The organism is Peptococcus simiae (assembly GCF_046569735.1).
GTDB lineage: Bacteria > Bacillota > Peptococcia > Peptococcales > Peptococcaceae > Peptococcus > Peptococcus simiae_A.
This window is the reverse complement of record NZ_JBKICG010000011.1, coordinates 25,500-42,460: the sequence shown is the minus strand read 5'-3', so window position 1 is coordinate 42,460 and position 16,961 is coordinate 25,500. Positions and strand designations below refer to the sequence as shown.

Annotated in this window: 23 protein-coding genes; 10 read left to right on the top strand and 13 right to left on the bottom strand. The window is 60.1% G+C overall.

What is annotated here, in order from left to right; translation table 11 throughout:
• Entirely contained in the window at window positions 1-1,509 is a 1,509-nt protein-coding gene (locus tag ACLGL1_RS06060) for a bactofilin family protein (RefSeq protein WP_411007847.1), read from the bottom strand.
• 160 nt (window positions 1,510-1,669) lie between these two features.
• On the opposite strand from ACLGL1_RS06060, the gene ACLGL1_RS06055 reads away from it, so the two are divergent.
• A complete protein-coding gene (locus tag ACLGL1_RS06055; protein ID WP_411007846.1) occupies window positions 1,670-2,377 on the top strand; it encodes a hypothetical protein in 708 nt (235 codons plus the stop codon).
• A 64-nt stretch (window positions 2,378-2,441) separates the two neighbouring features.
• Here ACLGL1_RS06055 and ACLGL1_RS06050 read toward each other — a convergent pair whose 3' ends face one another.
• From ACLGL1_RS06050 to ACLGL1_RS06035, 4 genes are all read right to left on the bottom strand, one after another.
• Complete coding sequence (locus ACLGL1_RS06050) at window positions 2,442-3,674, bottom strand: sensor histidine kinase (RefSeq protein WP_411007845.1); 1,233 nt, start codon at window positions 3,672-3,674, stop codon at window positions 2,442-2,444.
• On the bottom strand, window positions 3,671-4,306 hold the full coding sequence (locus ACLGL1_RS06045; protein ID WP_411007873.1) for a response regulator transcription factor: 636 nt from the start codon (window positions 4,304-4,306) through the stop codon (window positions 3,671-3,673). Before ACLGL1_RS06045 ends, ACLGL1_RS06050 begins: the two co-directional genes overlap by 4 nt.
• A gap of 13 nt (window positions 4,307-4,319) precedes the next feature.
• Window positions 4,320-4,973, bottom strand: coding sequence for a GTP pyrophosphokinase family protein (locus ACLGL1_RS06040; protein ID WP_411007844.1), 654 nt, complete (start codon window positions 4,971-4,973; stop codon window positions 4,320-4,322).
• 116 nt (window positions 4,974-5,089) lie between these two features.
• Window positions 5,090-5,461 (bottom strand): GNAT family N-acetyltransferase, encoded by a 372-nt coding sequence (locus tag ACLGL1_RS06035; RefSeq protein ID WP_411007872.1) that lies wholly within the window; start codon window positions 5,459-5,461, stop codon window positions 5,090-5,092.
• A 49-nt stretch (window positions 5,462-5,510) separates the two neighbouring features.
• Here ACLGL1_RS06035 and ACLGL1_RS06030 point away from each other — a divergent pair, with 49 nt between their 5' ends.
• A complete protein-coding gene (locus tag ACLGL1_RS06030; RefSeq protein ID WP_411007843.1) occupies window positions 5,511-5,909 on the top strand; it encodes a hypothetical protein in 399 nt (132 codons plus the stop codon).
• Entirely contained in the window at window positions 5,909-6,232 is a 324-nt protein-coding gene (locus ACLGL1_RS06025; RefSeq protein WP_411007842.1) for a hypothetical protein, read from the top strand. The genes ACLGL1_RS06030 and ACLGL1_RS06025 overlap by 1 nt, the downstream gene beginning before the upstream one ends.
• A gap of 126 nt (window positions 6,233-6,358) precedes the next feature.
• Here ACLGL1_RS06025 and ACLGL1_RS06020 read toward each other — a convergent pair whose 3' ends face one another.
• Window positions 6,359-6,793, bottom strand: a complete 435-nt coding sequence (locus ACLGL1_RS06020; RefSeq protein ID WP_411007841.1) for a flavodoxin — start codon at window positions 6,791-6,793, stop codon at window positions 6,359-6,361.
• A gap of 15 nt (window positions 6,794-6,808) precedes the next feature.
• Window positions 6,809-7,360 (bottom strand): DUF3793 family protein, encoded by a 552-nt coding sequence (locus ACLGL1_RS06015; RefSeq protein ID WP_411007840.1) that lies wholly within the window; start codon window positions 7,358-7,360, stop codon window positions 6,809-6,811.
• Between the two features lie 222 nt (window positions 7,361-7,582).
• On the opposite strand from ACLGL1_RS06015, the gene ACLGL1_RS06010 reads away from it, so the two are divergent.
• Genes ACLGL1_RS06010 through ACLGL1_RS05995 form a run of 4 tightly spaced genes read left to right on the top strand, consistent with a single transcriptional unit; the run spans window position 7,583 to window position 10,081 of the window.
• Complete coding sequence (locus tag ACLGL1_RS06010) at window positions 7,583-8,590, top strand: L-threonylcarbamoyladenylate synthase (protein ID WP_411007839.1); 1,008 nt, start codon at window positions 7,583-7,585, stop codon at window positions 8,588-8,590.
• Window positions 8,587-9,036: a low molecular weight protein arginine phosphatase gene (locus tag ACLGL1_RS06005; protein WP_411007838.1), complete on the top strand. Its 450-nt coding sequence runs from the start codon at window positions 8,587-8,589 to the stop codon at window positions 9,034-9,036. The genes ACLGL1_RS06010 and ACLGL1_RS06005 overlap by 4 nt, the downstream gene beginning before the upstream one ends.
• Window positions 9,033-9,479, top strand: coding sequence for a ribose 5-phosphate isomerase B (rpiB, locus tag ACLGL1_RS06000; protein WP_411007837.1), 447 nt, complete (start codon window positions 9,033-9,035; stop codon window positions 9,477-9,479). The genes ACLGL1_RS06005 and rpiB overlap by 4 nt, the downstream gene beginning before the upstream one ends.
• On the top strand, window positions 9,479-10,081 hold the full coding sequence (locus tag ACLGL1_RS05995) for a TIGR01440 family protein (RefSeq protein WP_411007836.1): 603 nt from the start codon (window positions 9,479-9,481) through the stop codon (window positions 10,079-10,081). The genes rpiB and ACLGL1_RS05995 overlap by 1 nt, the downstream gene beginning before the upstream one ends.
• Window positions 10,082-10,142: 61 nt before the next feature.
• Here ACLGL1_RS05995 and ACLGL1_RS05990 read toward each other — a convergent pair whose 3' ends face one another.
• The 3 genes from ACLGL1_RS05990 to ACLGL1_RS05980 are packed head-to-tail and all read right to left on the bottom strand — an operon-like array spanning window position 10,143 to window position 11,872.
• Entirely contained in the window at window positions 10,143-10,574 is a 432-nt protein-coding gene (locus ACLGL1_RS05990) for a hypothetical protein (protein WP_411007835.1), read from the bottom strand.
• A gap of 12 nt (window positions 10,575-10,586) precedes the next feature.
• Window positions 10,587-11,171, bottom strand: a complete 585-nt coding sequence (locus tag ACLGL1_RS05985; protein WP_411007834.1) for a hypothetical protein — start codon at window positions 11,169-11,171, stop codon at window positions 10,587-10,589.
• A complete protein-coding gene (locus ACLGL1_RS05980) occupies window positions 11,171-11,872 on the bottom strand; it encodes a Crp/Fnr family transcriptional regulator (protein WP_411007833.1) in 702 nt (233 codons plus the stop codon). The genes ACLGL1_RS05985 and ACLGL1_RS05980 overlap by 1 nt, the downstream gene beginning before the upstream one ends.
• Before the next feature lie 113 nt (window positions 11,873-11,985).
• On the opposite strand from ACLGL1_RS05980, the gene hcp reads away from it, so the two are divergent.
• Entirely contained in the window at window positions 11,986-13,566 is a 1,581-nt protein-coding gene (gene hcp / locus ACLGL1_RS05975) for a hydroxylamine reductase (RefSeq protein ID WP_411007832.1), read from the top strand.
• Between the two features lie 78 nt (window positions 13,567-13,644).
• On the opposite strand, the gene ACLGL1_RS05970 is transcribed toward hcp, so the two are convergent.
• The 3 genes from ACLGL1_RS05970 to ACLGL1_RS05960 form a co-directional block, all read right to left on the bottom strand.
• A complete protein-coding gene (locus ACLGL1_RS05970; protein ID WP_411007831.1) occupies window positions 13,645-13,998 on the bottom strand; it encodes a hypothetical protein in 354 nt (117 codons plus the stop codon).
• Window positions 13,999-14,080: 82 nt separating this feature from the next.
• The gene (locus ACLGL1_RS05965) at window positions 14,081-14,683 is read right to left on the bottom strand and encodes a hypothetical protein (RefSeq protein WP_411007830.1); all 603 of its coding nucleotides are present in this window, start codon (window positions 14,681-14,683) and stop codon (window positions 14,081-14,083) included.
• Window positions 14,680-15,558 carry a patatin family protein gene (locus ACLGL1_RS05960; protein WP_411007829.1) on the bottom strand — a complete coding sequence of 293 codons (879 nt, stop codon included), beginning with the start codon at window positions 15,556-15,558 and terminating at the stop codon, window positions 14,680-14,682. Before ACLGL1_RS05960 ends, ACLGL1_RS05965 begins: the two co-directional genes overlap by 4 nt.
• A 250-nt stretch (window positions 15,559-15,808) precedes the next feature.
• Between ACLGL1_RS05960 and ACLGL1_RS05955 the strand changes: the two genes are divergently transcribed.
• Both ACLGL1_RS05955 and ACLGL1_RS05950 read left to right on the top strand, forming a co-directional pair.
• Window positions 15,809-16,390 (top strand): GDSL-type esterase/lipase family protein, encoded by a 582-nt coding sequence (locus ACLGL1_RS05955; RefSeq protein WP_411007828.1) that lies wholly within the window; start codon window positions 15,809-15,811, stop codon window positions 16,388-16,390.
• On the top strand, window positions 16,383-16,886 hold the full coding sequence (locus ACLGL1_RS05950) for a DUF523 domain-containing protein (protein WP_411007827.1): 504 nt from the start codon (window positions 16,383-16,385) through the stop codon (window positions 16,884-16,886). Before ACLGL1_RS05955 ends, ACLGL1_RS05950 begins: the two co-directional genes overlap by 8 nt.
• The last annotated feature ends 75 nt before the right edge of the window (window positions 16,887-16,961 follow it).

Here is a 16,961-nt window from a genome sequence, read left to right as displayed (position 1 = left end):
CTATTCGTTTTCCCGGTCATTCGGCGGATGATCACCGGCCAGGGGGTTTTTAGGATCCATGGCCTGGGCCGGGTTGGCTGACCGGCGGACCACCATGTCATCGCTGACCCGGGGGTGGACCAAGGTGGCATCCTTGTCCTGGTCATCCTGGATTTCAGAGGAAAGGGCCGGCCCCTGCCGGGTTTCGTCAGCGGTCAGGGCCGGGTCTTGGGCCGGAACTGCTACCGGGCTGACCCGAGTGGCCTCTTCCTTGGCAGCGGCTTGGGCTTCGGCCGCTTCTTCCGCCTGGAGGGCCTCCAGGTCAGCCTGGTCTTCAGCGGCGTCATCGGCATCATTGGCGGCGATAAAGCAGCCGGCGATGACCGCCCAGAAGAGCCAGAGGCTGGCCAGGCTGACCAAGCCAATGATCAGGCCGCCAATGCCGGGCAGGCTGGCCACCAGGGTCTGACCGACGGCCAGGGCAATAATGACCAGGGCCATGACCAGGGGCCGGGCAGTGTACTGGCAGCCCTTGCCCTGGCTTAAGAGGCCGGCAATGATCAGGCCTAGGACCAGGGGTGGGAGGGCGTAAGCCACACTATACATGGACCCCAGGGCAAAGGTCAGGGGGATCCCCTTGATGGTCAGTAAGAAGAAGAGGGCTAAGAGGGGGATGGCAATTAAGAGGACAAAGCCCAGGACCAGGCTCTTTCCCGGCCGCCGGAAGAAGGGGGCCAGGACCCGGGGCCAGGCAGACCGGGCAGCCAGGCGGATTAGGAGCCAGAAACCAAAGGCTGCCAGGCAGAGCTCCAGGCCTGCAAAGAAGAGGGAAAGCCCCTTGTTATCGTCCTTCTGGGGGGTCCGCAATTGGATGGTATCCCCCTTGACCTTGGCGCCGGGGTCCTTGGTCAGGGTGCCGGCATAGGTGAAGTTGCCATCAATGGCGGCCCCGGCGTCCAGCTTGACCTGGTCCCCTTGGGCTTCGGCATCGCCCTTGACGGCTGCATTTAAGTTGATGGTCTGGCCGCCGGCATAAAACGCACGACCGACCGGGCTGGCCCAGCTGATATCTGAGGCAGCCAGGCGGACATCCTGGGCGGCCTTAGCTGTTTCCGACCCGGAAATGCTTTGCCCGGAGATGAAGATATCCCCCCGGACGTCCGCATTGGGGCCCAGGTGGATGCTGCGGCCGGCAGCAAAGACATTACCCTTGACGACCCCGTCAATGATGACCCGGTTACCGGCGGCAAAGACACTGCCGCTGACATCGCCGGAAAAGGTAACCGTTTCTCCGGCCAGGAAGGCATTGCCCTTGACCACATCACTGACGGACAGGGTATTTTCAGCTAAAAAGAGGGTTTTGTTGATGGCCTTGCCGGCCGGCTCCGCCGGGAGAGAGCTGGTGGCCTCCGGCTGGCTGGCGCTGTCCGGCACTTCTGCAGCCCAGGCCGATAGGGGCAGGGCCAGGAGGACCAGGCACAAGAGGATTGTGATACAGTGGCGAGACGTATTCTTTAGCATATGGGTCATAAGCAAGGCTCCTTCTGTCATAATATATGATAATTGCTACCCTTAGTTTACCTGCAAGGGACAGCGGCTGCAAGGGGAAAGAGGGAATTTTACAGAACTTTCATGCCTATCCGAAGTATGATATACTACAGAAAAAGTTTCATTATAAGGGGGGATTTTTTTGTTCTGGTTAAAGTCATTTTTGACCTTTGCTATTATTGCTTTGATGATTCTTGTGGGGGGCTATTGCCAAAATATCTTAGCCCGCCAGCGCAGCCCTCTTTTGGGCCTCTTGTTCCCGCTGGCTTTTTCCATTGCGGCGGTGGTTTGCGCCATTCCCTACTTCCAGGCCTCGGCGACGGTGAATTTCAGCATCCTCTCCTTCCTGGCCTCAGTGGCCCTCTTTGTCCTCTATGCCCTGCCTGCTGTCTTCATGTGGCTCCTCCTGGTGGATATCCGCACCGAGCGGGCCCGGAAAGAGCGGAACCGGGCCGAAAGTCGCCGGCGGGTCCGCCGGAACCTGGCTCGTGAAAGCATGAACCCCGGTTCAGACCGGGCCGGGGCCAGACCGGAAGCCCGGTCTGCCGGCGTCCGGTCCGCCTCGGCCAACCGGTCCCGGCCGCGGGACCAGGTCCATGCCCAAACAGGCCGGCGGCCGGTCAGTGAGCGGCCTCGGACCCAGTCCGCCCAGGCCCGCCCTTCCGGCCGGCAGGCCAAGGAAGAGGGGCCCAGCCTGGCAGACCAGGCCCGGCAGGCTAAGGGAGGCCGCTATGCCGGCATCGACCGGCCCCGGTCCTTTTCGGATACCCTGCCCCAGCTGGACCGCCTTCGGTCATCTGACCGGCAGCAGTCTGACCAGGAGGGCCGGGACCGGCGCCCACCCCAGTGAATAATAAAGGCATAAAAGAAGCCCTAACCGGCGGCCAGGCCGCTTGGCTAGGGCTTCTTGCCTGCTAGGGCAGGGTCACTGTAAAGGTAATGACCTGGTCTTTTAAGTGGGCCGTCAGCTGGCCCCGGTGGGCCTGGACGATGGCCTTGGCCATGGATAGACCAATACCAAAGCCCCCGCTCTGCCTGGACCGGGAGGGGTCCGCCCGGTAAAAGCGTTCAAATAAGCGGTTCAGTTCATTGACATCCGGGCAGTCCTTGCAGGTATTACTGACCGAGAGCCGCTTGCCCTGGCGGCCGGTATTTTTCAGTTCAATGGTAACCGTTGTCTCCTGGGGAGAATACTTGAGGGCATTGTCCACCAGGACGGAGACCAGGTTGGCCAGGCTTTGGCCATCGCCCAAGAGCTGGATGCCGGGCTGGATATCCAGGGCCAGTTTTTTCTGGTCATGGGTGGCCACCGGCTGGAAGGAGGCGGCAATTTCTTCGGTGATGGCAGAGAGGTCCTGGTCGATAAAGTCCCGGCGGAGGGCGGTTCGTTCTTCCATGGTGGCCAGTTTTAAGAGCTCGGAGACCAGGCTGTTCATCCGGTCCACCTGCCGGTGGATGCTCTCGGTCCATTCACTCTTGCCCTCGGTCAGCTCAATGATGTCTACATTGGCGGAAATGACCGAGAGGGGGGTCTTTAGCTCGTGGCCGGCATCGCTGATAAAACGGCGCTGGAGCAGGTGGTTATCAATCAGGGGTTGGACCGCTCTTTTGGAAAAGAGGATGACCAGGATAAAGGTGGCAAAAAAGGCAATAATGGCCACCAGGAGGCTGTTGCGGATAAATTCCTGCCGGAGGTTATGCTCATTTTGCATATCTAAAAAGATGAGGAGCTTGCCGCCGTCCTTGGGCATCATCCGGTAGCGGTAGTGGTCCAGGGAGCCCCGGGACCGGTCTTTGGCCAGGGCGGTATAGGCCAGGACCTTGGCCCGGTCTCCGCTGGTGCCGGCAATATGGCTCAGGTTGACCCCCAGGACCCGGTCCCCTTCATCCAGGTAGACGGTAAAATACCGGGTCTCATAGGGGGTTTCCTCACTGAGCTTGAGCTCTTCTCGGACCTTGTCGGTAGCGGCGTCGATATTTTTGGGGAGCTGGCCTTCATGGCTGGCGATGAGGTCAATGAGCCCGTCCACTTTATTGGTATTTTGCCAGTAGGCCAGGCCGTTGACAGCGGTCAGGAGGACCACCATGACCAGGAGTAGGCTGAGCATGGTGGACAGGATAAACCGCCAGCGTAACTTGCGGATCATCGGTCAGCCTTTAGGTAGACCATGCCGTTATCCCGGACCAGGTGACCGTCAGCACCGACAAAGTCCAGCTTTTGCTGGATATAGTCCAGGTAGAGATTCAGGGTATCGGCATTGACCTGGGGGAGGCAGTCCCGGTGGAGGTCCCCATGGGCGGTGGGCTTGCCGGCCCTTTCCATCAGGGCCTTCATCAGTTTGGCCTCATCCGGGGCCAGGGCCAGCCGCATGGTGGAACCCTGGAGCATATTCCGCTGGCAGTCCAGGGAGACATTGAGCCAGCTGACCTTCTTTTTCTCCTGGCTATTGCCATCGTTATGGCGGAGGAGGGCCCGGACCCGGGCCAGGAGCTCGCCCATGGCAAAGGGTTTGATGAGGTAGTCGTTGGCGCCGGCATCCAGGCCCTTGATAGTGTCATCGGTGGAGCTCTTGGCCGTTAAGAAAATAGCCGGCGTATGGTCGCCGGCGGCTCGGAGGGTTTCCAGGAGGGTAATCCCGTCCATGACCGGCATCATAATGTCAAAGATATAGGCATCAAAGGCCTCTGCCTGGGCATAGGCCAGGGCCTCCCGGCCATCATCGGCCACTTCCACCTCATAGCCTTCATGGGCCAGGATAACGGCCAGGGCCCGGGTCAATTCCCGTTCATCGTCAGCTAGGAGTATTCTCATCGCTTGCTTCCTCCTTATCGTAGACAATCCGGTCTCGGATGATCATCAGGTTTATATCCGTTGAGGCCAATTCATCGGCGCACCGCTGCAGTTCGGAGGCCATCATGGATTCATTCAAGAGGTGCTTTTTATACCGCAGGTGGTGTTCCAGGGTGGCCCAGCAGTCCATGGCAATGGTTCGGATTTGGATTTCGGCATTGACCCACTGGCCCACATCGGTCCGAACCCGGACCTGCAGGTGGTAGGACCGGTAGCCGGAGGCCTTGGGATGGCGGATATAGTCTTTTTCTGCGACAAAAAGCAGGTCCGGTCGGGTGGCCAGCCAGTCCTTGATGGTATAGCAATCATCGATAAAGGTGCAGACCAGCCGGGTCCCGCAGCCGTCAAAGAGGTCCTGGGCGCCGAGGCGTAAGCCGCCCTTGTTCAACCGGGCTAATTTTTCTTCCATAGAGGCCGGGGTTTTGATCCGGGCTTTAATATATTCAATGGGGTTCCGCCCCTTCTTATTCAGCAGGTCGTACTCCATTTCGCCGAATAAGAGCTCTAGGCTTTCTTTGGCCTCGACCAGCCGGTCGTAATAGCCGCCATAGTAGAGGCGGGAGGCCGTTTTGATGTTAAATTCCTGTGCAGCCATAGGGATGTCCTTTCTGTTCTGAGTCAGCTTATATGTATTGTCGCACTTTTAAGAGCGGCTTTCAAGCCGGGCGGCATGAAAGGGCAAGAAAAAAGCCGCTCGAGGCGGCCTTTTGTTCACTTATAATGGACATCCCGGTAGCTGTCCGGGTCCTTATCAAAGGCCCGCTGGACATAGCTGCAGGCCGGGATGATTTGCCAGCCTTCTGCCCGGGCATGGCTGACCAGGGCCTCCAGCAGCTTGCCGGCGACCCCTTGACCCCGCATACTTTCGTCGACCACCGTATGGGTGGCCCGGACCAGCCGGTCCCCGGCCGGTTCAATATCCAGGTAGGCTTGGGCCTGGTCGGCCCGGTCACCGATGTAAAAGCGGTTGTGGTCAAAATGAATGGTTTCAGACATAGCTAGCTCCTTTCTTCCTTGGCTCTTAGCTTCTACATACCCAGTGCCCGGCCCTTTACCCGGAAAAGGCGGGAAAGATTGACATATAATCGTCGCAATATTAAAATAGACATATCACAGAAGAGGAGTGGAAGGGATGTATACAACTGTTTACGGAAATTTTGATACGCCGGAAGGCCTGGCCCACGGTTTGGATACCCTACCGGTGGAAGAAAGAGATCGGGCGGTTTTAATGGTTTCCCGCCGGCAGGCTGAGCTCTTAGACGGCAAATTGGTCGAGCCGGCCCCGGTAGAAGTGGCTGAAGGGGAAGAGGCTCCTGCGCCGGCTGCCCCGGCCCCGGCCTATGATGACTTGAACCTCAAACTCTGGCAGCGCCAGCGGGCCAGCCTACCAACCCTGGCTGTCGGTGACCTGCCCCCGGAAGAAGCAGACCTCAAGGATATCGCCAATGGCTTTAAGACCTACCTTAATAATGGCAAGATTCTTCTGGTCCTGCGTGACCGTGACCTGTTAGAGAAAAAAGGAGACCAATAATGAAACAATACGTCGTAGATCCATCCAGCAACACCATCATGGAAGAAGAACAGGAACGACTTGATGGCAAGGTGGCCCTAGGGATGGCCATTGGCCTGGGGGCCTTTGCCCTGCTCCTGCTCATGGCCATCCTGCCCAACCGTCGTCGGAATGTCCAGCAGGCCAAAAGGGCCGTTGCCCAGCTTCGTCCGGACGGGATGCTCGAACAGTTAGGCCGGACTGCGGAAACCGCTGTCGATGCCGGTAAAGATGCTGTTAAATCTGTTGAATGTAAGGGCCTCTGCAAAAGAGTCCTATCCTCTTTCAACCGTTTTTTTAACTAGGTTGACCTCATACCATAAACCGGCCTGCCAGGCCGGTTTTTTTGCTTGGTCCGGCCGGCGGGCATAAAAAAACGCCCTCCCGACCTGTGCGGGCAGGGCGGAAGGGCGGAGAGAAGGCTTGGTCAATTAGGCCTTGGCCAGGGCGGCACCCAGGGCCTTGGCGTCGTCTTCTTCGTCAGAACCCGGTTCTGGAGAGTCCAGGATGGCCAGGCCGTCGGCCACCAGGGTGGCTCCGGTTTGGGCCGCTTCCTGGGCCCAGCTGTCCATCCATTCGCCGCTGTTCCAGTTGTAAGAACCGAAGAGGACAATTTTCTTGCCCTTGAGCTTGTCTTTCACATCGTCCCAAAGGGGTTGGAAGTCTTCAGTTTCCAGTTGTTCATCCCCCATGGCCGGGCAGCCGAAAGCAATTTTATCGCAGGCAGCTAGGTCGTCAGCGCTGGTGTCCCAGGGTTGGACCATGGTTACTTCTGCGCCGGCTTCTTTGGCACCTTCAGCCACCAGGTTGGCAATATTTTCCGTATTCCCGGTGCCACTCCAATAACAAATCGTGATTTTACTCATTTTCCACTTTCCTTTCTAGCGGGCTACAGCCAGGTCCGCTAAGCGGTGGCCGCAGCGATATAAATTGCGATAGCTATGGCTACATTGGTCATACCGGTTAAAACACAGCTGTGCCGCCTCGGTTTGGGAGTAGGCACACCAATGACCACACAGTTGGCATTTATTACCGCCGTAAGCAATGAAGCACTTCACGTCTTCCAGCGGGTAGGATAAAAACACGCCCACTTCATGGGGAAAGGCCGGACAGGTCTTGATGCGTTTTTCTAAATCGTCCAGCGCCGTGTCAACCGTATCTAAGCAGTAATCATAAGTCTGTAAAAAGGCCCGGATATCCGGATCAGCCAGGTCCCTGGCCAGGTCACTCTGCCGGTAGAGGTAGACGAGGGGGGCCCGGCCTTCCTTATAAAATAATCTTAGGGCCAGGCCGCAGTAGGACAGGGCCGGCGCCAGGCGGGTGACTTCTGCCTGGAGGTCCCGGTCAGCAATACCATTGGCATTAAAGAGACCGGCCGTTTTTAAACCGGCCAGGGTTGGCGCACAAAAATAAATAAGTCTTTGCTCAAGCATAATGCCTCCAATCTGTTAGGTATAGCTAACTATATATGTAATTTATCAAATCACGGCCCAGCTGTCAACAGCAAAAGTCAGAAAGGACCGGATTTATTGAATAAGGATTTGAAAGTCGGGGTAAGCGGCCGCCGGCAAAGTCCCTGCAAGGGGGCTAAGCCTTGAAGCGACCGGGTCCATGGCTTATACTAGGGGTATACTTCAATCAAAGGAGATGGCCTTATGTGGCAAGGAGCAAAGGATGAGGACCTCCAGGCGGCAGCGGCAGCCTTGCGGGCTGGCGGCCTGGTGGCCTTTCCTACGGAAACCGTTTATGGGCTCGGGGCAGATGGCTTAAATGCCGTAGCCTGTGCAAATATTTTTAAGGCCAAGGGCCGGCCCCAGGACAACCCCCTGATTTTACATATTGCCGACCGGGCCATGCTGGAGGATATTGTAGAGCCCCTGCCACCGGCCGGGCAAAAACTGGCTGACCGCTTTTGGCCCGGTCCCCTAACCCTTATTTTAAGGCGGCGGGAGACGGTACCGGATGTGGTCACCGCCGGCCTGGATACGGTGGCCGTTCGCTGGCCGGACCACCCGGTGGCCCAGGCCCTCATCCGGGCCACCGGCCGGCCCCTGGCGGCCCCTTCCGCCAATAAGAGCGGCCGACCTTCGCCCACCCTGGCCTGGCACGTCCAGGCAGACTTTGGCGATGCATTGGCCGGGGTCATCGATGGTGGCCAGACGGCCGTTGGCGTGGAGTCGACCATTGTCGATGTGACCGTCAATCCGCCCTCCCTCTTGCGGCCCGGCGGCATTACCAGGGAGGCCCTGGAAGCCGTCATCGGGCCGGTGGCGGACCCGGTCCGGACCAACCGGCCCAAGGCCCCCGGGATGAAGTACCGGCACTATGCCCCGAATGTCCCGGTTCTCCGCCTGCCCAATGCAGGCCTGGACACCGCCCGGGCCTTTTTAGCCCAGCATGCCGGGGAAAAAGTCGGCCTACTCCTGGATGATGAAAGCCTCAATGCCCTGGCCCCCTTTGACCCCTCGGTCCTGGTTTGGAACCTGGGGGCCAAGACCCACCCGGAACTGGCCGCGGCCCGGCTCTTCGACGGCTTGCGCCGGCTGGAAGCCGCCGGCTGCGACATCATGCTCATTGCCAGCTACGATGAAGCCGGCATGGGCCTGGCTGTGGCCAACCGAATCAATAAACTCAGTCAACCGCTAAAGGAGGAGGACGCATGAACCTTGTCTTTGTCTGTACCGGCAATACCTGCCGGAGCCCCATGGCAGCTGCTGTGGCCATGGATAAGATGGCCCGAGACCCGGACCGTTACCGGGACCTGGCCCTGGTTTCCTGTGGCCTTTTTGCCCAGCCGGGAGCCCCCATCTCCGCCGGCGCCGCCGACGCCTTGGGCCGGCATGGCCTCAGCGGCAGCGACCACCGGGCCAGACAACTGACCCCGGACCACGTGGCTGCAGCCGACCTCATTGTCACCATGACCGGCGCCCAGGCCGCCCAACTGAAGGCCGCCTTTCCTGAAGCCGGTGACAAGATCAGGCCCCTGGCCGCCGGGGATATCCGCGACCCCTTTGGCGGCGATGCAGATGACTATGAAGAAGCCTACCAAGATATAGACCGGGCTGTAGCGGCCTTACTGGAAGAGATAGCTAAGGAGGATGCATCATGAAAATAGCAATCGGTAGCGACCATGGTGGTTTAGACCTGAAAACAGCCATCGTCAACCACCTGCAGGCCCAGGGCCATGAAGTGGTTGACTACGGGACAGATAGCTCTGCTTCCTGTGATTATCCCTTAATTGCCCTACCCTTGGCCAAGGATGTGGCCGCAGGCAAGTTGCCTCTGGGGATCCTCATCTGCGGTACCGGGATTGGCATTGGCATTGCCGCCAATAAGGTGCCCGGCGTCCGGGCAGCCCTCTGCCACGATACCTTTTCAGCCCATGCCGCCCGGGAGCATAACAATGCCAATATCCTGACCCTGGGCCAACGGGTCATTGGCCAGGGCCTGGCCCTGGAAATTGTCGACCGGTTTTTATCAGCGACCTTTGAAGGCGGCCGGCATGAGCGGCGGGTGGATGAGATCGCTGCTATTGAAAGGGGCGAGCTGTAATGGAAGACCAATGGACTGAGGCGGCCCTGGCCGCAGACTTAAAGGCTGTCTTAAAGGATATGGTCGACCGGTCAGCCCCCCGGAGTGGCGATATTTTTGTGGTTGGCTGCTCCACCAGTGAAGTCCAAGGCCGGCGGATCGGCAAGGCCGGCAGCCCGGCGGTGGCCGATGTCCTCTACCCGGTCCTAGAGGCCTTTGCCAAGGACTACCACCTCCGCCTGGCCTTCCAGTGCTGTGAACACCTGAACCGGGCCCTGGTGGTCTCCCGGGAAACGGCCATTATTGAAAACCTGACCGAGGTCAGCGTCATCCCCCACTACCGGGCCGGGGGGTCTATGGCCACCTGTGCCTACCGCCGGATGCGGGACCCCCTGGTTGTCGAAGACCTGGCCCACCGGGCCGGCTACGGGATTGACATCGGCCTGACCATGATCGGCATGCATATGCGACCGGTGGCCGTCCCCATGCGGCTGGCCCACCATACCATTGGCGATGCCCAGGTGGCCTGTGCCTTTAGCCGGCCCAAACTCATTGGCGGCGAACGGGCCCGGTATACCCTGGAAGCAGCCGACGCCTACCAAGGCGATGGAAAAAAAGCATAAGATAGACAAAAGAGCTGGACACCCGTTTGGGTATCCAGCTCTTATTTTTTATTCAAGGGGCTTAACCCTTGGTGGTGATAAGGACCAGGCCCACTAGGCAGAGGACCACCCCGGTCAGGGTCCGGAGGTTGACCGGCTCCTTGTATAGGGCAAAGCCGATGATCAGGAGGGCCAGGGCCAGGAGGATATTGGCCGTCAGGGACCCCAAGCTCACCGGCCAACCGGCCCGGTAGAGCATGATATAGCCCCCTTCCAGGGCTACTATGGCCAGGCCCAGAGCCAGGCTGGCCCCGTTCAGCCGGCTCAGGTCTCCGGCCAGGCTCACTTCCCCGGACCGGGTCAGGAAGTGGAGGCCCAGGCTCAGGGCAAAGGCCAGGGCATAGGCCAGAGACAGGGCTAAAAAGGGCGGCGCCTGGGTCGGGATTTCCTTGGTGGCCAGGTTATAAACGATATTGGCAATAACAATAATGGCCAAGGGCCAGAGGGGTAACATGGCAGTCCTCCTTTAGTCTTGAATGGGGCAGAGGCTGGTCAGGGTTACCGGGGTCTGCTGGCAGAGGCTCTGGAAGTCTACCCACTGGCCCCGGTGGCGCCAGCCGTCCTGGATATGGACCAGGACGGCCCCGCCCCGGTAGACCTGGTAGCCGGTAATGACCATGCTGTGCCGGGGCCAGGGGCCCCAGAGGGTACTCAGCATGACGCCGGACGCGGTGTCCAGCTGCCGGCGGATCAAGGCTTGGGCCCCTCGCCGGCCAAGGGGCCCAAAGGCCAGCCGGGTCTTGGGCCGGACCGGGCTTCCTAGCCGGCGGCCAAAGGCCCGGGCCATGGCCCCAACGGTGAAGAAAAAGGTCCCGATTTTCGGGTGCCAGCCCCAGCGCCTGGCCGTTGGGAGGAGGGTCTCCATCAGGGCCCGGCCCTCTGCCGGCGAGGCCGTTGGCCGCAAGAGCCGGGCTAAGGCCACCGGGGTGCAGACATTGGTCGCCCCGGTCCATTCCTTTAAGCGGTAGGGCTGGGCCCTGGCCTGGCCGGTTAAGACCGGCAGCCCCCAAGTGGCCGCATAATCAGCCGGAGATACCTGCAAATCAGACATTATTCACTCGCCTCCAAACGGACCGGGTCTAGAATCCGGAAGACCCGGCGGTCATAATCAATGAGTCCCTCCTGTTTCATGGCGGCCAAGGCCCGGGACAGGGAGGGCCGGGCCACCGCTAAAAAGCTGGCCATTTCTTCCCGGCTGTAAGAGAGGGTGAAGGGTTGGCCCGCCGGCCGGCCCCCGGCCTCATCCAAGAGGAGGAGGGCGATTTTCCCCCGGAGGGTGGTCGCCGATAAGATCCGGATCCGGCGGCTTAACTGCTGGGCCTGGCCAGCCAAGTCACTGAGCATGTTGCGGATGATTTTTTGGTGGGCGGTGCAGACCTGGGCACACTGGCGGTAAAAGGCCCCGGCCGGGAAGGTCAGGGTCCGGCTGGGCTCCAGGGCCACGATGGCAAAGGGGTCCCGCTGGCCCTCGGCCTGGCCGGTCGAGAAGGCCGTGGCCTGGCCATAGGTCTGGCCCGGGACCAATTCGCCGGCCCGGACCTCCTGGCCCCCGGCGCCCATCCGGGTCAAGGCCAGCCGCCCTTCCAGGACCAGGTAGAGTTCCGTCAGGGGGCTGTCCTGGTCCTGGAGGACCTGGCCCTTGGCCCACTGCCGTTCGAGGGGCATGACACAGGTCATAAAGCGGAGGACCTCATCATCGCTGCAATTTTTAAAGAGGGGGTAGGCTTGGAGATGGTGGTCACCGATAAACATTTTTCCTCCTAAAAGAAAGATGGGTAACAATTGTTACATAAACCAGTCTAGCAGACCGGTATAATCATGTCAAAAGCTGGAGCTATTTAACGACATGATCAAGGAGGATACTTATGGAGGAAAAAATGTTTTGTTTTCAATGTGAACAGACCGCCGGCGGGACCGGTTGCAGCCAGGCCGGGGTTTGCGGTAAAAGCCCGGCCGTAGCCCTGGCCCAGGATGAAACCGTCGTGGCCCTCATCCGCCTGGCCCGGGCCGCTCTGCGCCAGGGACCGGTCAGCAAAGAAACCGGCCGGCTCTTAATTGAAGGACTCTTCTTAACGGTCACCAATGTCAACTTCGATGAGGCGGACATCCACCGCTACAACGCCCTTTACCGGCAGGCCGGGGATGCCCTGGGCGCCGGCGCAGTGGATGACCTGTCGCCCCAGGCCCTCTTCCACGGGGACCAGGATATCGTCAGCCTCCGGTCCACCCTTCTCTTTGGCCTCAAGGGGATGGCGGCCTATGCCGACCACGCCCGGGTCCTGGGCTATGAAGACCCGGCCATCTACCAGGGCTGTGCAGCATTTTTAGCCGCTCTGGTTGAAGACCATCCCCTTGCTGACTGGCTCAGTCTCCTCATGGACTTTGGTCATCTGAACTTAAAAACCATGGGCCTCTTAGACCAGGCCAATACAGAAAGCTATGGCCGGCCGACCCCGACGACGGTCTCCACCCATATTGGGTCGGGCCCCTTTATTGTGGTCACCGGTCACGACCTCTTAGACTTAAAAATGCTCCTGGAGCAAACCGAAGGCACCGGGGTGGCGGTCTACACCCACGGGGAAATGCTCCCAGCCCACGGCTATCCGGAACTGGCCAAGTATGACCAGCTGAAAGGTCACTTCGGCACCGCCTGGAACAACCAGCAGGCTGAATTTGACAACATTCCCGGGGCCCTTCTTTATACCACCAACTGCCTCATGCCGCCCCGCCCTTCCTACAAGGAGGCCCTCTTTACCACCGGCCTAGTGGCCTGGCCGGACCTGCCCCATATTGAGGCCGATGCGGAAGGCCACAAGGACTTTTCCCAGGTCATCGCCAAGGCCAAGGCCCTGGGGGGCTATGACCGGCTCCAGGAGAAGACCGGGGCCAACGGGGGCCACACCATGACCACCGGCTTTGCCCGGGACGCAGTCCTGGCCCATGCCGGCACCCTTGTGGAAGCGGTCAAAGCCGGTGACTTAGGCCATATCTTCCTGGTGGGCGGCTGTGATGGCGCTAAGCCGGGCCGGAGCTACTATACCGACTTCGTCAAGGCCACCCCGGCCGATAGCCTGGTCCTTACCCTGGCCTGCGGGAAATTCCGCTTTAACGACCTGGACCTGGGTACCCTGGGCGGCCTGCCCCGGCTCATGGACATGGGCCAATGCAACGATGCCTACAGCGCCATCCAGGTGGCAGTGGCCCTGGCTGAAGCCTTTGACTGCGGCGTCAATGACCTCCCCCTGACCCTGGTCCTGTCCTGGTATGAACAGAAGGCGGTCTGCATCCTCTTGACCCTCCTGGCCCTGGGCATTAAAAACATCTATGTTGGGCCCAGCCTGCCGGCCTTCTTCTCAGACAGGGTCCTGCAAACCCTGGTTGAGACCTTTGACCTCCACCCCACTGGCCAAGCTGAAGAAGACCTGGCTGCTATTTTAGGCGCATAAACCTGTATGTTAAAAATCCCGGTGCCCTGGGCACCGGGATTTTTACTTGAAGCAAAAAGCGACCCTGCTGGTCGCTTTTTAGCCCTGACGCTCAGCCAGGAGGCCGGTCAGGAATTCATTTTCTTTTTCAGCCATGTGGAGGGCATCCCGCATGCACCGGGTCATCTCCCAATCCTCATACCGTTTTTGCTCATCAGCGGTGAGCTGGCTATGGAGCTCTTGGTTCTTATTATTTAACTGGACCACCTTTTCCATCTCGGCAAATTCTTCCGGGGTGACCTTGTAGTGGTGGTGCAGGAGGTCCTTTTTATGGCCCTCCAGGTATTCTTCTAATAAGTCTGCGGTGTTTTCGGGCATATCTTCAAGCCGGGTATCCGGCTTGAAGGCACGGGCGATTAACTCCCTGCTGTCACCGTTTACATTGAAGATCATACGACGCCTCCTTAATTATGTACAGAATGTGTAACCTATGAATACCCCTTGAATCGGTTTTTCAAACAAGGGCCCGGATTTTTTACAGCCGGGCCCATTCGGATAAGACCAGGAAGGGCCGTAAGAGGTCCGGAAAGGACCAGCCTCCGGCCAGGGGTGGGTTTAGCCGGATGGCCTTGAGCCGTTTGGAAAGGACCACCTGGTCCATCTTTCCGCGGATGTAAAAGCCCTTGAGCCAGCTGGCCCGGGCCAGGGCCAGGAGGAGGGCGTCATCGGCCGGGTTGGGCGTCCCCTTCAGGGTTATATGCCGGATATAAGCAACAGCTGAAGGAGGCATATCGCCAAAGTCATCGGCCTCATCGGCAAAGGGGAGGGGGAGGTCGGCATAGGCCTTTTGGCGCAAGGCCTGGACCTCCACCCGGCCCATCTGCCGGAAGAGGGGGCCGGGCCGGTGCTGGCCCTGGCAGATGGCGGTATAGCTGGCCGCCGTATGGGCCAGGGCCTCCGGCAGGGGTTTGGCGGCGTAAAAGCGCTGGCCGGAGACCCCCCAGGCCACCCCTGCGGTCAGGAGGTCCCAGACCTCGGCAGCCAGGAGGACTGCCCCGGCCGTCTGCTGGGGGGCCATGAGGCCGGGCCGGCCTTCGCTAGTTAAGATGGCATAGAGGCTTTCACTGACCCCGGTCATGGCCGGTCACCCTTTAAAAAGGCCAGGACCTGGGGCAGGTCCCGCCGGCCCTGGGCCAGGCCCAGGTCAAAGGCCTGGCCAATGGCGGCGGGATCCAATTCTCCCCGGTCAACCGGCATGATGGCCGGGTGCATCATATAGGCAGCCCCCCGGTCGACCAGTGCCTGGCAGTAGGCCAGCTCCCGGTTATACCGGGCAGGCCGGGTCCGCATGGCAGTCCCCAGATGGGGGTAGACCAGGCCCAGTGCCCGGCTTAAGAGGGCCGGGCCCCCTTCTTTTTTCCGGTAAGCCGCCTCCTGGGTGCGGATAATGAGGAAACGCTTGTAGCCTCGGACCAGGGCCGGGCTCAGGGGGATACTCTCGCTTAAACCGCCGTCCATATAGCAGGTGCCTTCAATCCAGGTGGCCGGCATCATGATGGGGAGGGAGCTGGAAGCCCGGACAATCCGGCCCATATCTTCAGGGGAATGGACATCCGCCCGGGTCCACCAGCGGGCCTCGCCGGTATCCCGGGTAAAGGCCCCGATGGCGAAGTCGGTATCATTGGCCAGGAAGGCCGGCCAGTCAAAGGGGATGGTCCCGTCGGACCGGCAGGCATCTTCATAAATGTAGTGGGCATTGAAATACCCCTTGCCCCGGAGAAAATGACCCGGGCCGCCAAAGTCCGGGTCCTGGGCCATGGTGACAAAGGAGGCCTGGAGCCGGGGGCGGTCGTCCGATAAGAGGCAGGAAGCAATGGTGCCTCCGGCGGAAACGGCTGCAATAAAGGGAAAGTGCAGGCCGGCCTCCATTAAGGCACTGACCATACCGGCACTGTAGGCGGCCCGCATGCCGCCACCTTCCAGGACCAGGGCGACGTCGTCAAATAGCATCATAAGTACCCTCCTTCTATGGTATAATCATACCATCAATACAGGCCCTTTGCACACCGGCGGCCAAGAAAAAAGACCTGTCGCGGGGGAGCGAACAGGTCAGGAAGAGGGGGGCAAATGAGGGGGTGCGAATCACCAGGGTATATAAAATTTTTTGTTAGAAAGTATAAATAATTCACCCTTAGGATACACTATCCCTTATTTAAAGTCAAGCCCTATTCCGTTCGTCTTTCAGGAGGGAGAGAGGAAGTCCATGAGCATATTGATTATCGGCGATTCTAACACCTTTGGCTACCAACCCGGCGGCGGCCGTTATCTGGCGGCCGACCGTTGGCCGGACCGGGTCCGCCGGGCCCTGGCCCCCAGGCAGGTGCGGATAGAGGGACAAAATGGCCGTTTCTTTTCAGGGACCCTCTGTGGGGCCGGAGGCCTGGCAGATGGCCAGGGGGTCCTCCGCCGGAGCCTGGCCCTGGATATACCGGCAACCCTCATCCTGCAGCTGGGCACCAACGACCTCCTGGCCGGCCTGGGCGTTGCTGTCCTGGCGGATGCCCTCTACCAGACCCTGGCCCCCCTGGCCGAGACCTGCCAGGTGATCGGTATCCTGCCCCGGGCCCTTGACCCCCTGGAAGGGGACCTGGCCTTTGGCCCGGCCTGGATGGTCCAGGCCTGCCGGGCCCTGGCCAGGGACTTGCAGAGCCGGCCCCTGCCGGCCAATCTTACCTGGCTGGAAGGGGAAGATGCCTGGATAGAGCCCTTTGACGGCATCCACCTGTCTGCCGGCGGCCACCACCAGCTGGCGGCCCGGGTCCTGGAGCTGGTCGCCCATGGTTAAGCCGCAGGATTATTCAAGTGACCAAGACCGGCAAGGGGCCCTGGCCCGGATCCTTGCTGCCCTGCCGGCCGGAACCCCCATCCTGGTCAGTGCCTGCCTCCTGGGGGAGGCCTGCCGCTATGATGGCCGGGACAATGGCCTGCCGGCGGTCCGGGCCCTGGCAGACCGTTTTACCCTCTGCCCCATCTGCCCGGAAGTGGCCGGGGGCCTGCCCATTCCCCGGCCTCCGGCTGAACGCCAGGGCCAGGCGGTGCGGACAGCCGCCGGGGAAGATGTGACCGCCGCCTACCGGCTGGGAGCTGCCAAGGCCCTGGCCCTGGTCCGGGACCGGGGCATCCGCCTGGCCATCTTAAAGGCCAAGAGCCCCTCCTGCGGCAGGGGCCAGGTCTATGACGGGACCTTTTCCCGGCGCCTGGTCCCCGGCGACGGGGTCACCAGCGAATGCCTGGAGGCCAAGGGCATCCGGGTCTTTACGGAAAAGGACCTCCCCGGCTAAGGCCGGAAAAGGTCGGTAAGATAGGTAAAGAGTGGAAGACAGAAAAGGGGCTGTTGCAAAATAGACCCCTAAAAA